The sequence below is a fragment of the Acidisoma sp. L85 genome (assembly GCF_009765865.1).
GTDB lineage: Bacteria > Pseudomonadota > Alphaproteobacteria > Acetobacterales > Acetobacteraceae > Acidisoma.
This window is the reverse complement of record NZ_LMUQ01000026.1, coordinates 65,751-82,137: the sequence shown is the minus strand read 5'-3', so window position 1 is coordinate 82,137 and position 16,387 is coordinate 65,751. Positions and strand designations below refer to the sequence as shown.

Here is a 16,387-nt window from a genome sequence, read left to right as displayed (position 1 = left end):
CGGCTCAAGCGAGGTTCCCATGGCTGGAAATACCAAGGCCGTTACGGATGCGAGCTTCAACGAGGACGTGCTGAAGGCCACGGGTCCCGTGGTTGTCGACTTCTGGGCCGAGTGGTGCGGCCCCTGCCGCGCAATCTCTCCGGCGCTCGAGGAGATCGCGGCCGAGTACGAGGGCAAGCTGACCATCGCGAAGGTCAATATCGACGAGAATCCCGAGACCCCGAACAACTACGCGGTACGCGGCATCCCGACTCTGATCCTGTTCAATAACGGCAAGCCGGCGGCGACCCAGGTCGGCGCGGCGCCGAAGAGCGTGCTGAAAGCCTGGATCGAGCGCAGCCTCTAGAGGAGGATGTCTCTGGTTGAACCGTTCTCACTCCATCACGTCATGCTCGGCGCAGGCCGAGCATCCACGCCTTGCTTGCCTCACTAAGGTAAGGCGTGGATGGCAGGCCTGTGCGTGCCATGACGGATACTTGGGGCGCGGTTCAGTAGTAGATCATCGCGCTCCAATCCCTACGCTATGACCGAGCGCGAGCCCCTCATCCGCGTCATCGCCATGCCGAAGGACACCAATCCCTCCGGGGATATCTTTGGCGGTTGGCTGATGGCGCAGATGGACCTCGCGGCCGGCAATCTGGCGCAGCGCCTCGCCAAGGGGCGCTGCGTGACGGCCGCGGTGGATGGCATGGCGTTTCTCGCGCCCGTCCATGTCGGTGACGAGGTGAGTTTTTTCGGCGAATTACTGTCGGTTGGCCGCACCTCGATGAAGATCTCTGTGGAGGCGGTGCGTCGCACGCGCTTCGAAACGGAGACGGTTCCAGTCACGAAGGCAGTCTTTACGTTCGTCGCGCTGGACGAGGATCGGCGGCCCCGCCTCATCAACCTGGGCTGACCTTTGGTAGCTGCCGGCTGCGCTGGGACCAACGTTTCTCTTTATTCAGCCCTGCGCTCCTTATCTAGAACGTGCTAATTGCGAAGGGCATGCCCGCGCGCCCCTCCTTCCTCAGTCGCCTGACACCCAGCGGGCTGCGCAGCCGACTCGTCCTCCTTACCGTCCTTGCCATGACGCCCCTCGTGGCTCTGCTGATCGTCCAGGCCGAGTCCAGCCGCGAGCAAGTCATCGCTTCCGCCCGTACCCATGCCGCGTCCCTCGCGCAGATCGGTGCGGCGCAGGAGAACGACGTCATCCAGGAAGTGCAGGACGTCTTCCGCGTGCTCGGCCGCGTGCCCGAATTCTCCAATCCCAGCAACGGCACCTCCTGCAACGCGGTGCTCCACGCGGTTGAGCGCGACCATCCGCAAATCCTCTTTCTCGCCACAACCGACATCAGCGGCCGCATCGTCTGCGCCAGCGTGCCGGCCGCTGTTGGCGCGGATCTTTCCGGCTGGGGCGAATTTCGCCATGTCGTGCAACCCCATGGCGAGGCTTTCGCGCTGACGCGCCCGCAGCCGATCGCCGGAGTGCGCGTGCAGCAAAGCATCGCCGCGATGGCGCCATTGCCGGGACTTGGCACGGACCCGTCCGGCGTTTTTGTCGCTGAGCTCGACCTCGGCTGGTTCGCCAAGCTCGCGAGCCAGATCGCGGGTGACCCCAACAACCGTGCCGTCATCATCGATTCGCAAACATCGACCTTGCTCGCTACCTCCTCCCCCATTGCGGGAATCAGCGGTGAGCAGGATCCCACCCACCCCGCTTTGCTCGCCTTCCGCAGCAATCCGCTCGGCGGTGTCGTCAATGGCGCGGGGCCGGATCGAAAATCCTGCATTTACGGTTACGCCCCGATGCAGACCGTCAGCGCCGGCACGCCGCATCCAGGTGCTATCCTGGCCGTCGGCATCGACTGGGAAGGCGTCACGCATGACGCGAACACGCATCTTCTGATTTCGCTGTGCTTCGCGCTCCTCGCTGTGCTCGCCGCCGTGGCGGCTGCCGCCTGGCTGGCGGAAAGCAGCGTCATCAGGCCGGTGCGGCTGCTGACCGGCGTCGCACGCCGCCTCAGCGAGGGCGAGCTTGGTGCGCGGGCCGATCTTCCCAGAGTGCCGGTCAGCGAGTTGCGCCTGCTCGGCAACACCTTGAACACGATGGCGACCGCACTGCAGCGTCTGGCGCTGACCGACGGCCTTACCAATGTCGCGAACCGGCGGCATTTCAGTCAGGCGCTGGAGGCGGAAATCGCGCGGGCGATCCGTGCCGGGCACTCGGTCGCACTTCTTATGATCGATGCTGACCGCTTCAAGGCTTTCAACGACCGTTACGGCCATGCCGCCGGCGATAGCTGTCTCCGCCGCGTCGCGGAGGCTTTGGAGCGCGTGCCGCGCCGTCCGGCGGATCTCGTCGCACGCTACGGTGGCGAGGAATTCGTCGTGCTTCTGCCGGACACCAATCTGACCGGCGCCACCGAGCTCGCCGCGAAGATCCTTGCGGCGATCAGAGAATTGAACTTGGTGCATGAGGATTCGCCGAGTGGCCTGGTCACCGTCAGCATCGGTGCCGCGTCTTGCCGTCCGCGTGATGCAACGGATGGGCTCCGCCTTGTCGAACGCGCCGACTTAGCGCTTTACGCCGCCAAAACTGCGGGCCGTGACCAGTTCAGCGTGGCGACGCCGGATGATGAGGGCGCGGCGGCCGAGTAGCCGATCTTCGCCTGGTGTCATTGGCGCGTTTTATTCCATCACGTCGATGGAACGCGCGGAATCATCGCCGACTTAGTGCGGGATGGGCCAATATCGAACCGAGTTCCGGAGATCCGTCATGGCACGCGAAGGCGTGTGGGCACTCCGTGCCATCCACGCCTTACGTTCGTGAAGCAAGCAAAGGTGCTCGGCCTTCGCCGAGCATGACGTGGCGGAACGAGAATGGTTCAAACCAAAGACATCCTGCTGTAGGTAGCAGCCGCCAACACCGGCGTCGCGATCAAGTCGGTCAGCCGGATAACGCCGCCGATCGGCCACCAACCCAGGTATCGCGCACCCCCAGCGTTTCGCTTAACAACACAAAATCCGCCCGCAAACCGGGCGCGATGCGGCCGCGATCGGTGAGGTGCATGAAGGCGGCCGGATAGGTCGATGCCATGCGCAATGCGCGCGCAAGGTCGAGGCCGAGAAGCGACACGCTGTTGTGCACCGCCGTCGCCATGTCGAGATCGGCGCCGGCCAATGTGCCGTCCGCGCGTTCCAGCCGGCCGCGGCGGCGGACAATCGTCTCGCCGTAAAGCTGGAAGCTTTCGTCGGTGGTTCCCAGCACCGACATCGCATCCGTCACCAGCAACATGCGCTCGGCCGGACGCGCCGCCAGCGCCAGCTTCAGCGATGCCGCATGGACGTGCACGCCGTCCACGATGAGCCCGCACCACAGCCCGTCATCGAGCAGTGCCGCTCCCACCGGCCCCGGCTCGCGCCCCACCAATGGCGGCATCGCATTGTAGAGATGCGTCACGCCCGTCAGGCCGAGCGCCACCGCCTCACCGATCCGCTCGAAGCTCGCGGCGGTATGGCCGGCGCTGAGAATGGCCCCTGCCCGCGCTAGCATCTCCAGGAAGTCGTCCTCAACTTCTTCCGGCGCGAGTGTCAGCAGAAGCGGCAACGACGGCGCCTGCGCCGTGATCCAGGACGCGTCCTCCGCCGCCATTCTGCGGATGAGCCGCGGGTCATGCACGCCGGGACGCTTCGGGCTGAGGAACGGTCCCTCAAGGTGAATGCCCGCGACACCGCCATCCGGATGGGTCATGGCCTCGCGCGCCGCCGCGACGGCTTGCGCCATCACCTCCGGCCGGTCGGTGATGAGCGTGGGCAGCAAAGACGTGGTGCCGTAGCGGCGATGCGCCGCCGCAATGGCAAGCGCCGCCTCGGCGGTCGGCGTCGTGTTGAACAGCACGCCGCCACCACCATTGGCCTGCACATCGATGAAGCCGGGTGCGAGGATGTCGCTTTCCGCCAGCCGCCGGATCTCCGCACCGCTCGGTGGGCGTGCCACGATGTCGAGAATTACTCCATCCATAACGAGCACGGTCGCGTCGGCACGCAGCCCTTCCGCGGTGAGGACTCGCCCGCCCGTCAGCGCCAGCACCGTCATACGCCGAGCCTGTCGCGCAGCCGCCCCCAGGCGATCGTTCCCTGGACCGCCAGCGGCCAGAGGGCATGCAAGCGCATCGGCGTGATCGCGGTCACCGGCATATCCAGCGTATCCGGCGCCTCGCCCGCGATGCGCCGCGCGATGATGCCGCCCATCGCGGTCGCCATCGCGACACCCCGGCCGTTGTAGCCGAGGGCGATCAAGACATCGGGCTCCGGCTCATGCAGATGCGGATAATGGTCCGGCGTCATCGCGAGTTGCCCGTTCCAGCCATGAGTCCAGCGAACGCCCGTGAGCGCCGGCCACAAACGCCGCGCGTAATCTTGCAGGAAGCCAAAGGCGTCCGGTCCAGCAAGATCGCGCGAGGCGCTCCGCCCGCCCATGAGCAGCCGTCCTTCGACATCGACGCGGTAATAGACGGTGATGTGGCCAAGCTCGTATAGCACGCCGCCCCCGGGCATGATCGTCGCGGCCACCGCTTCCGGTAATTTCTCGGTAGCCGTGATGCCGGAGAAAAGCGGCACCACGCTGCGCCGCAGTTTCGGCCAGAGGTCATCGGAATAGCCATTGGTGCCGATCACCAGCCGCTCCGCACTGAGAACGCCATTCGGCGTCGTAATGCGCCAGCCGCCCGCTTCCCGAAGCAGCGCCGTCGCCGGGCTGGCCGCGAAGATCCGCGCGCCCGCCGACGTGGCAGCCTTGGCAAGTCCCCGCGCATAGCCGAGCGGCTGAACCGAGCCGCCGGTCGGGTCCCGCAAGATCCCCGTATACCGAACCGTGCCGGTGGCCTCGGCTGCTGCCGCTGCGTCCAATAGCTGAGCGCTGAGGCCGCGTCGTTCATACTGCGCCGCCAGCTTGGCGAGGCCACTCAGGGTTTTCGCGTTGGTGGCGGCCCGCAATGTGCCAGCCTGCCGCGCCTCGCAGCGTAGCTGATGCCGCTCCACCAGGCGGAACAGCGCCTCCGGTGCCGCGTAGGAGAAGCGCACCATGCGCTGGCCAAGTTCTCCGAAGTCGCGCTCGACATCATCGGGATCCGGCTTGAGGCCAGGATTGACCTGCCCGCCATTGCGGCCAGACGCCCCCCAGCCCGGCTCATGCGCCTCCACCAGCGCCACATCGATGCCGCGCTCGGCAAGATGCAAAGCCGTGGACAGCCCCGTGATGCCGCCGCCGATGACGCCAACGGTGGCGCGCGCCTTCCCTTCCAGCCGCGGCAGATCGGGCGCCGCAATGGCGGTCTCGGCATAGAGGCTAGGCGGCAAAGGCCGGGCAGCGGAGGCGGACATATCGGGCGGAACTCCTTTGCCATCACCCTAAGGCGGATCAACCGCCGCATGAAGACGGGAGGCAATCGGCGCACGGCTACACGCCGAGGTCACGCTCTGCTAAGGCCGCGACAAGGAAGCGGCCAGTCATCAACAACAGCGGAAGCAGCGCCATGTATCTCGGCATCGATCTCGGCACGTCCGGCATCAAGGCGGTGCTGGTGGACGAGACGCAAACCGTCCTCGCGAGCCATGTCGTCCCGCTCGAAGTCCAACGGCCGCATCCCAGTTGGAGCGAGCAGCATCCGGAGGATTGGTGGCTCGCGACGCTCGCGGCGCTGGACGCCTTGGCCTCGCAGCAGCCGGCGGCGATGTCGGCGGTTCGCGGCATCGGCATCTCCGGACAACAGCATGGCGCAGTTTTGCTCGACGCCACCGGCGCGGCGCTGCGCCCTGCAATCCTCTGGAACGACACCCGCTCCGAACCGCAATGCCGAGAGCTCATCGCCGCCTTTCCCGATCTCGAAGCGGTCACTGGCAATCCCGCGATGCCGGGTTTCACCGCGCCGAAGCTGCTTTGGGTCCGCGCCCATGAGCCGGAGATCTTCGCCCGCACCGCCAAGGTGCTGCTGCCAAAAGCCTATCTCCGCTACCGCCTGACCGGCGAGATGATCGAGGAGATGTCGGACGCCTCGGGCACCTCCTGGCTCGATGTCGGCGCGCGGCGGTGGTCCGAAGCGGCGCTCGCGGCGACGGGCATGAGCCTCGCCTATATGCCACGCCTCGTCGAAGGCTCGGATCCCGCTGGCGAGCTGACGCCCGAACTCGCGAGACGCTGGGGCATGACGAAGCCGCCGATCTTCGCGGGCGGCGCCGGAGACAATGCCGCCGGCGCGGTGGGACTCGGCGCGATCAACCCGGGTCAGGCGTTCCTCTCGCTGGGCACCTCCGGCGTGCTTTGGGCGACGACTGACCGGTTTCGCCCCAACCCTGCCGCTACGGTGCATGCCTTCTGCCATGCTCTTCCCGGCCTCTGGCACCAGATGGGCGTCACACTTTCCGCCGCCGCCTCTCTCGCCTGGTGGAGCCGCGTCGCCGGGGAAAACGAGGTCGGGTTGCTGAAGGCTCTGCCCGCCGTGCCCGATCGGCCCTCCGAAGCGATCTTCGTGCCCTATCTCTCGGGTGAGCGGACACCGCACAATGACGGGCGCATCCGTGGCGCTTTCACCGAGCTTTCCCAGGACAGCGACCGGGCCGCGCTGACCCAGGCGGTGCTGGAGGGTGTCGCTTTCTCCTTTCGTGATTGTCTGGATGCGCTGCGCACCGCCGGCACGGTGATCGACTCCGCCGACGTCATCGGTGGTGGCTCGCGCAGCCCGACCTGGATCGCGATTCTCGCCTCAGTGCTCGGTATCACCCTCTACCGGCTCGCCGATGGCGAGCATGGCGGTGCCTTCGGCGCGGCGCGATTGGGCAGGCTCGCCGTCACTGGCGAGGACCCAGTTGCCATCTGCCTGCCGCCGCGGCGGCTTGAGACGGTCGCACCGGTTCCCCGGCTAAGGGACGCGTATGAGGAGCGTCTGCTGCGCTACAGGGCGCTTTATCCGGCGCTGCGCAGTTCACTCACGGCGTGATTTTGGGACACACCCTGTGTCATGAAAGTCACAGGTTCCATCACACTGAAGAAAGCCCATTGATTCATCGGGCGCGCCCCCACTTGGTTGACTACAGATCCGCTCACTGCTCGCGAGGCAGCGGGTTCATCATTGGGAGGAAGATCATGTCGATCATCGGCTGGATTGTGCTTGGACTGGTCGCCGGCTTCATCGCCAGCAAGATCGTGAATAAGCAAGGTGAAGGCTTTTTTCTGGACATCGTGCTTGGGATCGTCGGTGCGGTCATCGGCGGGTTCATCTTCGAGCAGTTCGGCGCGGCGGGCGTCACCGGCTTCAACCTTTACAGCATGATCGTCGCGGTCGTGGGCGCGATCATCCTGCTCGTGATCTACCATGCGATTTTCGGCCGACGGACGGTCTAAACCCGCGTCACCCTAAGCTGACGATCAAGCCGCGCCGGCAACGGCGCGGCTTTTCTCTGTTCAAGGTTTCGCGTGCGGCCTTTCGACGGTGATGCCGGATCCTATGTGTTTTACAGGCCGGTCGATCAACGGCGGGCCCAGACAGATCGGAGTAGTCACATGGACAAGGATCGCGCTGAAGGGATGGCTCACCAAGCCAAGGGTGCCATCAAGGAAGCCGCCGGAAAAGTGACAGGCGATGCTAAGCTTGAAGGCGAAGGCAAAGGCGAGAAAGTCGCCGGTAAAGTCCAGAACGCCGTCGGCGGCGCCAAGGATGCTGTGCGCGACGCCACCAAGCGCTGACGCCTAGGCTGGTAAACGTCGATGGGGTGGCGGGACACCGGGTCCCGCCACCCCATTTCTTTGCGTAGTGCTTACGATTTAATCGTAAACTGCCACCTGAAGTCGGTCATGCCACGCGAAAGCGTGCCATCCACGCCTTTCTGTGCGGAACAAAGCAAGGCGTGGATGCTCGGCCTTCGCCGAGCATGACATGGCCGGATGGAACCGGTTCAGGCAACGGAAGACATTCTGCCTAGTTGCTCTCAATGCGCGAGAAATCCGTGCGCGGCATTTCCGGCCGCTCGAAGCCCAGGTCATGCACAGGCAGCGAAGACGAGGTTCCGGTCGCCGTCGCGGAAGGGGCCGGGGCGTCGGTCAGCATTTCGATCTGACCCGTGATCTGCCCACCATCCTCAACCTGCAAGCGGCGGCAACGCGCGCGGCCGATCACCCGGCCGGTGGAGCGCACGAGCAGGCTGGTCCGCGCGGTGATCACACCGTCGATCGTGCCGGCGATCTCGGCCTCCTCGACCTCGACCTCGCCCTTGAAGACGCCGCCCTGAGAAACCGCGAGTTCGGTGGCGTGGATCATCGTCGCCTCGACCGTGCCCTCGACCACCAGCCGCTCAGCATCCGTGATGGTGCCCTGAACGCTGATGCCGCGCCCGACGACAAGCGTCCGCCGCTCGGACGGATCGGAGGACGGCGACATGCCGCGCGAAAGATGCTGCGGGTTCGGCAGTCCCGGCCGTGGCACCGGCGGCACCGTGGGCGCGCTTGTCGGATTGGGGGCGAAGGGCGGTCGAGCCATGGCAGTCTCCTTGTCCTTGGTGGGTGCGGCGCGGAAGGGCGGCACGCCAAGGCCGTCATCGGCCTTCGGACTGCCGTTACCGGCTGGAAAAAGCGGGCCGCCGAACTCGTTTGGCGCGCCCTCGCCCTCGTGGGCGTTGTCCTCGGGTCGGCTGCTTCGGCGCTTGAACACGATTACCTCGACTCTGCCCTAGCGGAGCGCGCGGCGTATCATGAACTCTTCCAGAGGAACAACCCAGCCCACGGGTTTATCTTTCGGTAAGTCGTCTCGCGCTTTGAGGGCACACTGGTTTGCGGGCAAAGCGCCTCGCTGCTACCCGACCGAACACAGCTTATTCGCAGGAGACGGCATGGCCGCGACTCGATTCGACATCCTCGGCATCGGCAATGCCATCGTCGACATCCTCACTGAGGTCGACGATGCGTTTCTCACCGAGCAAGGCATGGTGAAAGCCTCCATGGCGCTCACCGACGCCGCCGAGTCGGCCCGGATCTATCAGTTGATGCCCCCGGCCGTGCAGACCAGCGGCGGCTCCGTTGCCAATACCTGCGCCGTCGCCGCGGCGATGGGGGCGAGCGCCGCCTATCTCGGCATCGTCGCCGAGGACGAGTTCGGCCATATCTTCCGGCACGACATCACCGCCTCCGGTGTGCATTTCCCATCCGCCGCCGCGGCACCAGGCGGGGCGCCGACCGCGCGCTGCCTGATCATGGTGACGCCGGATGGGCAGCGTACGATGAACACCTACCTCGGCGCTTGCACTGGGTTCACCGTCGCTGATCTCGATCGGGACCTCATCGCCGAGTCGCGATTGCTCTACCTGGAGGGCTTCCTGTTCTACATGCCGGAGGCGCAGGAGGCTTGCCGCGAAGCCGCCCGGCTTTCTCGCGCGGCCGGGCAACGCGTCGCCCTTACCTTGTCGGATTCCTTTTGCGTGCAGCATAACCTCGCCGCCTTCCAGGCGATGGTGCGGGATCAGACCGACATCCTCTTCGCAAACCATGCCGAGCTGACGGCCCTCACCGGTCTCGATGACTTCGACGCGGCGGCGGAGGTGGTGCGCGGCCAGGTGGAGATCGCGGCACTCACTCGGGGCGCCGAGGGCAGCGTGGTCTATCGCGGCGCCGAACGCGTGGTGATCGCGGCGGAGCCCACCACCGTGGTCGACACCACCGGCGCCGGAGACGCCTATGCCGCCGGCCTGATGACGGGGATTGTCGCTGGCGAAAGCCTGGCCGTCTGCGGCCGGATGGCGAGCCGCGCGGCGGCCGAGACGATCAGCCGGATGGGCGCGCGACCGCCGGGCAATTTGCGGCATTTAAGGCGCTAAGTGCAAGTACGATGAATTTCACACGCTTATCCGATTCTTATGGTTCAGGTTCGAGTAAGATTCGAGTGGCTAAGCTTCTGCTGTTGTGACTCGAATTAGGAACACCCGATGATTACAAACGTCAGAACGCAGTGGACAAATCCTGGATGGTATGAGGAAGATCCCAACGCGCCTTTCGACTATTGCGGAACGCGGATCAGCCCGACAAACGATCCCAACGACTTCATGCGGCAATGCGTGGCCGCTGAGGCAACCTGCGCGCGGGGCCAGATCATTGCCGCGAACGCCTCCGAAGGTGCGGCCGCCTCAGCGAGATTGCGAGCTGCAGGGCGACAATTCTTCGCCCCTGGCGACTTCAATCCTAAGTATCGCGTGACCTGAAGGGATACGCGTGTCTCGCCGCCTACCGCCGATGCGCCGCCGCCAGACATCCGGCGGCGGCGATCAGGATCCCGCCCGAGAGCCTCTGGCGTAGCCTGCCCCTGCCCGAAAGCAGCCGCCGCGCACGGGAGGCGAGCAGCGCCCAAGTGCTATCGATCGCGCCCAGAACGAGCAGAAATGTCGCGCCGAGCACCAAGATCTGCGGCTGCGCGGGATAAGCCGCCGAAATGAACTGCGGAAAAAGCGCGCCGAGAAACAGCATGATCTTTGGGTTGGCGCAGGACACCAGAAACGCTTGGCGCAGCGTGTGCCGCCGCCCCGGCGGCTCGGGCCGCACCCGGCTTAGATCCTGAGACGGCGCGCGCCACTGACGGATGCCGAGCCACAGCAGATAGGCCACACCCAGCCAGCGCAGCAGGGTGAACCAGTGCCCGAGGCCGGCCAATAACGCGGCTAGGCCGCACAGGACCGCAAGCACTTGCAGAACGAGCCCGCCGAAAGCGCCGAGAACCGTGACGAGACCATGGCGCACGCCATAGGTCGCGCTGTTGACGACGATCAGTGCGACGTTCGGGCCGGGCATTAAACCCAGCAGCAGCGTGACCAGCAGGAAGCCCGCATAGAGGTGCCAGTTCATGGGGGCAGCCTAATGCTTTCCGTTGCCAGACTGGAAGAGTGGAATTGGCTCAACACAGAGGCGGCTACTGTTTCCTCGTTTGCCGTTCCAAGAAAGTGGAGACGTGGATCCTTGGCCCTTCGCCAAGGATGACGGCAACAGCAGCTCAGCCGCCTCGTCATGCTCGGCGTAGGCCAAGCATCCACGTCTTTATCCAGCAAGCAAAAAGAACGCCGCGCCGCTTCGAAAACGTTAAGCCCTGATCGTTTTGTACGTCTGATCGATCGCCCGCAGTGCGCTGTCGGCGAAAGCGTCGATCTCCGCGTCGGAAATGATCAGCGGCGGCGAGAAGACCATCGTGTCGCGTACCGCCCGCACCATCAGCCCATTCGCGATGCAGAAATCGCGGCAGGTTCCGCCAACCTTCCGCTTGCTGTCATAGGATTTGTGCGACGTGCGATCCTCGACCAGTTCGATCGCGCCGATCAGCCCGCGCCCTCTGATCTCACCGACCAAGGGATGATCGCCCAGCGCATCCTGTAGCTTCGCACGCAGCTTCACGCCCTGCCGCTCAGCCGCTCCCGGCAGATCCTCGTTCACAATGATGTCGAGGTTCGCGAGCGCCACGGCGCAGGCTACCGGATGACCCGAATAGGTGAAGCCGTGGTAGAATTCGCCGGCATCGTTGATGAAGCTCTCGGCCACCCGCTCGCCGACGAACAGCGCGGAAAGCGGGATATAGCCCGAGGTCAGCGCCTTCGCTGTCGTCATCATGTCCGGGACAAAGCCGTAGCTCTGCGAACCGAACATCGTGCCGAGCCGGCCGAAGCCGCAGATGACTTCATCGGCGATGAGCAGAATGTCGTGCTCGCGGCAGATGCGCTGGATCTCGGGCCAATAGCTGTCGGGCGGCATGATCACGCCACCGGCCCCTTGGATCGGCTCCGCGATGAAAGCGGCGATCTTGCTGGCGCCGACCTCCTCGACCAGACGCTCCAGGCTGCGTGCGGCATGCAGGCCGAAATCATGCTCGCTCATCTCGCCGGCGTCGCGATAGGCGTAGGGTGTCATGACCTGGCGGAAATCGGGCAGGTCACCGGCTTGGCGGTGCATATCCTTCATGCCGCCCGCCGAGGCGCCAGCCATGGTCGAGCCGTGATATCCGTATTCGCGGCTCACGATGATGCGCTTCTCGGGCTGACCCTTGGTCTGCCAGAAAACCCGCGCCATGCGCAGCGCGCTATCCACCGCCTCGGAACCCGAACACGCATAGAAAATATGCGAAAGTCCGGGCGGCGCGATTGACGCCAGACGCTCGGACAGCAGCGCGGCCGGCGGCGTCGTCGAGTTGAAGAAGGTGTTGTAATACGGCAGCAGGCTCATCTGCTTGGTCGCCGCATCCACCAGCTCCTGACGGCCATAGCCAGCAGCGACGCACCACAGGCCCGCCATGCCGTCCAATACGCGATTGCCGTCGCCATCGAACAACCAGACGCCCTCGGCCCGCGTGATGACGCGTACACGGCCGGCATGCAGCGCCTTGTGGTCGGTGAAAGGATGCAGGTGATGCGCGTTGTCGATCTCGCGCAGGCGATCGATGTCGTTCAGAAGATCCAGCATGGGAATGGGCTTTCCTGGTTTGACGGAGGCGAGACGCGGCAGCCGGCTTACTCAAGCGCTCCGCAGATAGGCGTCGTATTCAACCTCGGTGACATGGGCGCGGATTTCCTCGATCTCCTGCCGCTTGCAGGCGGCGAATAGCGCGCGGTAGCGCGTACCCAGCGCCTCGGCGATGAAATCCGATCGCTCGAAACGGGCCAGCGCTTCTTCCCAGGTCGAGGGCAGGCTCTCACAGCCGCTTTCGCTATGCTCACCGGTCAGCGGCTCCGGCGGCACGCTCTGCGCCTCCAAGCCACGCAGGGCGGCGGCGAGGATGACGGCGAGCATGAGGTAGGGATTGCTGTCCGACCCCGCCACGCGATGCTCGATGCGCGTCGCGCGGCCAGCCTCGATCACCCGCACCGCGGCCGTGCGGTTGTCGATCCCCCAGCTCAACCGGGTCGGCGCATGGGCAGCAGGTGTCAGGCGGCGATAGGAATTGGAGTGCGGCGCGAAGACCAGCATGCTGTCGCACATTGCATTCAGCATGCCGCCCACCGCCTGCCGCAATTTGCCACCGGAGGCCGCGCCATCCGCCACAAAAATGTTCTCGCCCGAAGCATCCAGCAGGCTCAGATGCGTGTGCATGCCGCAGCCCGCGAAACCGCCATATGGCTTCGCCATGAAGGTCGCATCCATGCCGTGCCGCCGCGCGGCGCCGCGCACGATGCGCTTGAGCATGATCGTCCAATCGGCCATCCGCACCACGTCATCGGTATGCGTGAAGTTCAGCTCGTATTGGTCCGGACCGTTTTCCCGCACGGTTCCGTCGAGCGGAATTTCCTGCTCCGCCGCGAAGCGCGTGATGTCCGCGAAGATCCCGTCGAAACGATGCAGCTCGTCGAGACAAAGCACGTTGGAGTGCCAGCCCTTCCATCGCGCATCATCGGCGCCGCGCGGTCGCGGAACATGCCCGGCCTCGGTCACTGGCGCGATGAGGTAGAATTCGAGCTCGGTCGCGACGATCGGGCGCAGCCCGGCAGCCGCGAAACGCGCCAGCACGCCCTCCAGCACCGTGCGCGGATCGGCGAAGAAGGGCTCGCCGTCCGCATCCACCATACGCAGCATGACCTGTGTCGCCGGCCGGCTCAGCCAGGACATCGGCACGATGCCGTGGCTCACCGGCACGCAAACGCCATCCGGGTCGCCGGTGCCATGTGCGAGGCCCGCCTCGTCGCAATCCCGTCCCCAGATATCCTGGGCATAGACCGAGCGCGGGATCAGCACGCCCTTGGCGGCAACCTCCGGCAGTTTCTCATGCAGCACCCATTTGCCGCGCGGCACGCCGTTCCCATCCGTCACAAAGGCTTCCACGATTCCGGGATCAAGTGAGGTCGGTACGGTTAACGCGTTCGGCTGGAACGTCATGATGGGCTTTCATTGCAGCGGCTTATATATAAGCGCATAATGTGATCACATTTTGCAAGCCTAATGGTGGCGGCTCCGGTCGTTCCCTCTCCGGAAGCCGCTGAAGGCATTGAAATGGCTGAGAGTCCCAGGCCGACCGTAACGATGCCGGACCGCGATCCGGGCGAGCCGATCCACCAATGGGTGTTCCGCGCTCTTCGTCGCGCGATCATGACCGGCCATTTTCCGCCGGGTCAGGCCGTCACCATCCGTGGCCTCGCGGAAAGCATGAACGTCAGCGCCATGCCGGTGCGCGACGCGCTGCGCCGGCTGGTGGCCGAGCGGGCCCTCGAACTTCTCGACAACCGCCGCGTGCGCGTGCCGAGTATGACCACTGAGCGCTTCGATGAATTGCTGACAGCCCGCATAACGCTCGAAACCGAGGCTGCCACCCGCGCACTGCCTTTGATCGACGACACCCGGCTGCGCGAGCTGCATGCGATCGATGACCGTATCAACCGTGCCGACGCGGCAGGCGCTCCGGATACCGTGGTGGAGCAGAATTTCCTCTTTCACCTGACGCTTTACACGGCGCGGCCCGGCAGCATTTTTGTGCCGCTCATCGAATCCGTGTGGCTGCAAACCGGCCCCTTCATGCGCGTGGCGCTGGAGGAGACCCCGTCGAAGGATCCGATCGACCGCCACATCGAGGCGCTCGCCGCCATCGCCGATCGCGATCCCGCGGCACTACGGCGCGCCATCGAGGCGGATATCCGCGACGGCATCGGCCATCTGGGAAATACAGGGCTGCTGGTGAGAAAACAGCGGCCACCCGGTCGGTTGCTCAGCCCTGGGCGATCACCGCGCAGGGCTGCAAAAATCGCATCGGAAACGACTCGGAATGCGCGAGAAGCGGGACTAACTTGATGAACACTTCGCGACAAAGGGAGTTCTAGGAATGGCACGCAAGCCGGTCATCGGTTTTGTTTGCGACGTTCTGCCGATGGGCGGGCACACGGCGCATCTCGTCTACGAGAAATATCTCTACGCCGTCACCGTTGGCGCCGACGCGACGCCGATCCTGATCCCCGGCCGGATCTCCGATGCGGACGGCAATGTCGCCCCCGGCAGTCTCGATATCCCTTCGATCCTCGCCATCGTCGATGGTCTATTCCTGCCCGGCAGCCCGTCCAACCTCAGCCCGGTGCATTACGGCTCGACCGAGGCGGAGCAGGTGCTTCCCTCCGATCCGCATCGCGACGCGCTGTCGGTCGATCTCATCCGCGCGGCTCTGGCTGCCGGGATCCCCATGCTCGGCGTTTGCCGGGGCTGCCAGGAGATGAACGCGGCCTTCGGCGGCACGCTGCATGGCAAGGTCCATGAGCAGACCGGTTACGCCGACCACCGCGTCCGCCCCGGCCTCGCGGTCGCCGAGCAATATGCCACGGTGCATGACGTGACACTGGCGCCGGACAGCACCCTCGCCCGCTGGAGCGGGGCGGAACAGTGGCGCGTGAACTCCCTGCATGGCCAAGGCGTGGACCGCCTGGCCCCCGGCCTGATCGTGGAAGCCCGCGCGCCGGATGGTCTGGTGGAGGCCTTCAGCAATCCGGCCGCGAAGCATTTCGCGATGGGGATCCAATGGCATCCCGAATGGCGTTTCGGCGCCGATCGCCTCTCCACCGCGATTTTCCGCGAATTCGGCGGCGCGGCGCGCGATTACGCAGCGGAGCGTGTTACAAAGAGACAACCCGCTTTCGCCGAGGCTTAGTCTCGGAAGGCTATTGGCGCGGAGGTCGTAAACAACTTCGCGACGGGTTTATTCCTTTGCCCTGTCGCGGATCTGGCCTGCGATGAAGAATGCGGTAACTGAGGTGGACGGCGCGCCGAATAGCTCCTCTTCTTCAACCAAGGCTCGGCACTTCGCTGGGCCGGCCAGAAGTAGGACCGAACATGCGGATAGTTCCCATCGCAGCCGCCGCCCTCGCCGTTTCTCTCATCGGTGGAACGGTCATCGCCCAAGCAGCGCCCGTCCGCACCCGCGGCACCATCGCCTCCGTGACCGCCAGCGAGATCGACGTCACCACCCGCACTGGTGAAAAGAGCTACAAGATCACCGATGCCACCCATATCGTCGGCGCCAAGACGGCCACGCTCGGTGACATCCAGAAAGGCAGCTATATCGGCAGCGCCGCCGTGCCCGCCGGCGGCGGCAAGCTCCGCGCGCTAGAGGTGACAGTCTTCCCGGCCAGCATGAAGGGCGCCGGTGAGGGCCATTACCCCTGGGATCGCGGCCCCTCCAGCAGCATGACGAATGGCACCGTCGGCAGCCTGATCAGCTCCCAGGGCAGCACCATGACCGTGACCTATAAGGGCGGCCAGAAGATCATCGAGGTGCCGCCGGACGTTCCCGTCGTCTCGGTCGAGCCGAGCGACAAGACGGCGCTTCAGGCCGGGCAGAAGGTTATTGTCTTCGTCGCCCCCGACGGCGGCACAGCCGGCGCGATCGTCTATGGCGAGAACGGCATCACGCCGCCGCAATAG

General features: G+C 65.1%; 17 protein-coding genes. 11 read left to right on the top strand and 6 right to left on the bottom strand.

What is annotated here, in order from left to right; all coding sequences use genetic code 11:
• The first annotated feature begins 19 nt into the window (after positions 1-19).
• The 3 genes from trxA (at position 20) to GSQ83_RS06285 (ending at position 2,637) form a co-directional block, all read left to right on the top strand.
• Complete coding sequence (trxA, locus tag GSQ83_RS06295; RefSeq protein WP_158802039.1) at positions 20-346, top strand: thioredoxin TrxA; 327 nt, start codon at positions 20-22, stop codon at positions 344-346.
• 177 nt (positions 347-523) lie between these two features.
• On the top strand, positions 524-895 hold the full coding sequence (locus GSQ83_RS06290) for an acyl-CoA thioesterase (RefSeq protein WP_158802038.1): 372 nt from the start codon (positions 524-526) through the stop codon (positions 893-895).
• Between the two features lie 89 nt (positions 896-984).
• On the top strand, positions 985-2,637 hold the full coding sequence (locus tag GSQ83_RS06285) for a diguanylate cyclase (protein WP_158802037.1): 1,653 nt from the start codon (positions 985-987) through the stop codon (positions 2,635-2,637).
• A 289-nt stretch (positions 2,638-2,926) separates the two neighbouring features.
• Here the strand turns inward: GSQ83_RS06285 and nagA are convergent, their stop codons facing one another.
• Both nagA and GSQ83_RS06275 read right to left on the bottom strand, forming a co-directional pair.
• Positions 2,927-4,075, bottom strand: coding sequence for an N-acetylglucosamine-6-phosphate deacetylase (nagA, locus tag GSQ83_RS06280; protein WP_158802036.1), 1,149 nt, complete (start codon positions 4,073-4,075; stop codon positions 2,927-2,929).
• The gene (locus GSQ83_RS06275) at positions 4,072-5,361 is read right to left on the bottom strand and encodes an FAD-binding oxidoreductase (protein WP_158802035.1); all 1,290 of its coding nucleotides are present in this window, start codon (positions 5,359-5,361) and stop codon (positions 4,072-4,074) included. Before GSQ83_RS06275 ends, nagA begins: the two co-directional genes overlap by 4 nt.
• A 152-nt stretch (positions 5,362-5,513) precedes the next feature.
• On the opposite strand from GSQ83_RS06275, the gene xylB reads away from it, so the two are divergent.
• The 3 genes from xylB (at position 5,514) to GSQ83_RS06260 (ending at position 7,720) form a co-directional block, all read left to right on the top strand.
• Positions 5,514-6,974, top strand: a complete 1,461-nt coding sequence (xylB, locus tag GSQ83_RS06270; RefSeq protein ID WP_158802034.1) for a xylulokinase — start codon at positions 5,514-5,516, stop codon at positions 6,972-6,974.
• A gap of 146 nt (positions 6,975-7,120) precedes the next feature.
• Positions 7,121-7,378: a GlsB/YeaQ/YmgE family stress response membrane protein gene (locus GSQ83_RS06265; protein ID WP_158802033.1), complete on the top strand. Its 258-nt coding sequence runs from the start codon at positions 7,121-7,123 to the stop codon at positions 7,376-7,378.
• Positions 7,379-7,537: 159 nt separating this feature from the next.
• Positions 7,538-7,720 (top strand): CsbD family protein, encoded by a 183-nt coding sequence (locus GSQ83_RS06260; RefSeq protein WP_158802032.1) that lies wholly within the window; start codon positions 7,538-7,540, stop codon positions 7,718-7,720.
• Between the two features lie 232 nt (positions 7,721-7,952).
• Here GSQ83_RS06260 and GSQ83_RS06255 read toward each other — a convergent pair whose 3' ends face one another.
• Positions 7,953-8,510, bottom strand: coding sequence for a polymer-forming cytoskeletal protein (locus GSQ83_RS06255; protein WP_158802387.1), 558 nt, complete (start codon positions 8,508-8,510; stop codon positions 7,953-7,955).
• Between the two features lie 349 nt (positions 8,511-8,859).
• Between GSQ83_RS06255 and GSQ83_RS06250 the strand changes: the two genes are divergently transcribed.
• Together GSQ83_RS06250 and GSQ83_RS06245 are read left to right on the top strand one after the other, a co-directional pair.
• On the top strand, positions 8,860-9,840 hold the full coding sequence (locus GSQ83_RS06250) for an adenosine kinase (RefSeq protein WP_158802031.1): 981 nt from the start codon (positions 8,860-8,862) through the stop codon (positions 9,838-9,840).
• A gap of 108 nt (positions 9,841-9,948) precedes the next feature.
• Positions 9,949-10,221, top strand: a complete 273-nt coding sequence (locus GSQ83_RS06245) for a hypothetical protein (RefSeq protein ID WP_158802030.1) — start codon at positions 9,949-9,951, stop codon at positions 10,219-10,221.
• Positions 10,222-10,243: 22 nt separating this feature from the next.
• On the opposite strand, the gene GSQ83_RS06240 is transcribed toward GSQ83_RS06245, so the two are convergent.
• From GSQ83_RS06240 to GSQ83_RS06230, 3 genes are all read right to left on the bottom strand, one after another.
• Positions 10,244-10,858 (bottom strand): LysE family translocator, encoded by a 615-nt coding sequence (locus tag GSQ83_RS06240; RefSeq protein ID WP_158802029.1) that lies wholly within the window; start codon positions 10,856-10,858, stop codon positions 10,244-10,246.
• Positions 10,859-11,089: 231 nt separating this feature from the next.
• Positions 11,090-12,457, bottom strand: coding sequence for an aminotransferase (locus GSQ83_RS06235; protein ID WP_158802028.1), 1,368 nt, complete (start codon positions 12,455-12,457; stop codon positions 11,090-11,092).
• A gap of 51 nt (positions 12,458-12,508) precedes the next feature.
• Complete coding sequence (locus GSQ83_RS06230; RefSeq protein ID WP_158802027.1) at positions 12,509-13,864, bottom strand: glutamine synthetase family protein; 1,356 nt, start codon at positions 13,862-13,864, stop codon at positions 12,509-12,511.
• Between the two features lie 114 nt (positions 13,865-13,978).
• Between GSQ83_RS06230 and GSQ83_RS06225 the strand changes: the two genes are divergently transcribed.
• From GSQ83_RS06225 to GSQ83_RS06215, 3 genes are all read left to right on the top strand, one after another.
• Positions 13,979-14,770, top strand: a complete 792-nt coding sequence (locus GSQ83_RS06225) for a GntR family transcriptional regulator (protein WP_254065522.1) — start codon at positions 13,979-13,981, stop codon at positions 14,768-14,770.
• A gap of 31 nt (positions 14,771-14,801) precedes the next feature.
• Positions 14,802-15,614, top strand: coding sequence for a gamma-glutamyl-gamma-aminobutyrate hydrolase family protein (locus GSQ83_RS06220; RefSeq protein ID WP_158802026.1), 813 nt, complete (start codon positions 14,802-14,804; stop codon positions 15,612-15,614).
• Between the two features lie 182 nt (positions 15,615-15,796).
• Entirely contained in the window at positions 15,797-16,387 is a 591-nt protein-coding gene (locus tag GSQ83_RS06215; protein ID WP_158802025.1) for a hypothetical protein, read from the top strand.

Excerpts from the sequence above, each read along its gene's own strand:
- trxA (WP_158802039.1), top strand. The coding sequence starts at position 20 with ATGGCTGGAAATACCAAGGCCGTTACGGATGCGAGCTTCAACGAGGAC.
- GSQ83_RS06290 (WP_158802038.1), top strand. The coding sequence starts at position 524 with ATGACCGAGCGCGAGCCCCTCATCCGCGTCATCGCCATGCCGAAGGAC.
- GSQ83_RS06285 (WP_158802037.1), top strand. The coding sequence starts at position 985 with ATGCCCGCGCGCCCCTCCTTCCTCAGTCGCCTGACACCCAGCGGGCTG.
- nagA (WP_158802036.1), bottom strand. The coding sequence starts at position 4,075 with ATGACGGTGCTGGCGCTGACGGGCGGGCGAGTCCTCACCGCGGAAGGG.
- GSQ83_RS06275 (WP_158802035.1), bottom strand. The coding sequence starts at position 5,361 with ATGTCCGCCTCCGCTGCCCGGCCTTTGCCGCCTAGCCTCTATGCCGAG.
- xylB (WP_158802034.1), top strand. The coding sequence starts at position 5,514 with ATGTATCTCGGCATCGATCTCGGCACGTCCGGCATCAAGGCGGTGCTG.
- GSQ83_RS06265 (WP_158802033.1), top strand. The coding sequence starts at position 7,121 with ATGTCGATCATCGGCTGGATTGTGCTTGGACTGGTCGCCGGCTTCATC.
- GSQ83_RS06260 (WP_158802032.1), top strand. The coding sequence starts at position 7,538 with ATGGACAAGGATCGCGCTGAAGGGATGGCTCACCAAGCCAAGGGTGCC.
- GSQ83_RS06255 (WP_158802387.1), bottom strand. The coding sequence starts at position 8,510 with ATGGCTCGACCGCCCTTCGCCCCCAATCCGACAAGCGCGCCCACGGTG.
- GSQ83_RS06250 (WP_158802031.1), top strand. The coding sequence starts at position 8,860 with ATGGCCGCGACTCGATTCGACATCCTCGGCATCGGCAATGCCATCGTC.
- GSQ83_RS06245 (WP_158802030.1), top strand. The coding sequence starts at position 9,949 with ATGATTACAAACGTCAGAACGCAGTGGACAAATCCTGGATGGTATGAG.
- GSQ83_RS06240 (WP_158802029.1), bottom strand. The coding sequence starts at position 10,858 with ATGAACTGGCACCTCTATGCGGGCTTCCTGCTGGTCACGCTGCTGCTG.
- GSQ83_RS06235 (WP_158802028.1), bottom strand. The coding sequence starts at position 12,457 with ATGCTGGATCTTCTGAACGACATCGATCGCCTGCGCGAGATCGACAAC.
- GSQ83_RS06230 (WP_158802027.1), bottom strand. The coding sequence starts at position 13,864 with ATGACGTTCCAGCCGAACGCGTTAACCGTACCGACCTCACTTGATCCC.
- GSQ83_RS06225 (WP_254065522.1), top strand. The coding sequence starts at position 13,979 with ATGGCTGAGAGTCCCAGGCCGACCGTAACGATGCCGGACCGCGATCCG.
- GSQ83_RS06220 (WP_158802026.1), top strand. The coding sequence starts at position 14,802 with ATGGCACGCAAGCCGGTCATCGGTTTTGTTTGCGACGTTCTGCCGATG.
- GSQ83_RS06215 (WP_158802025.1), top strand. The coding sequence starts at position 15,797 with ATGCGGATAGTTCCCATCGCAGCCGCCGCCCTCGCCGTTTCTCTCATC.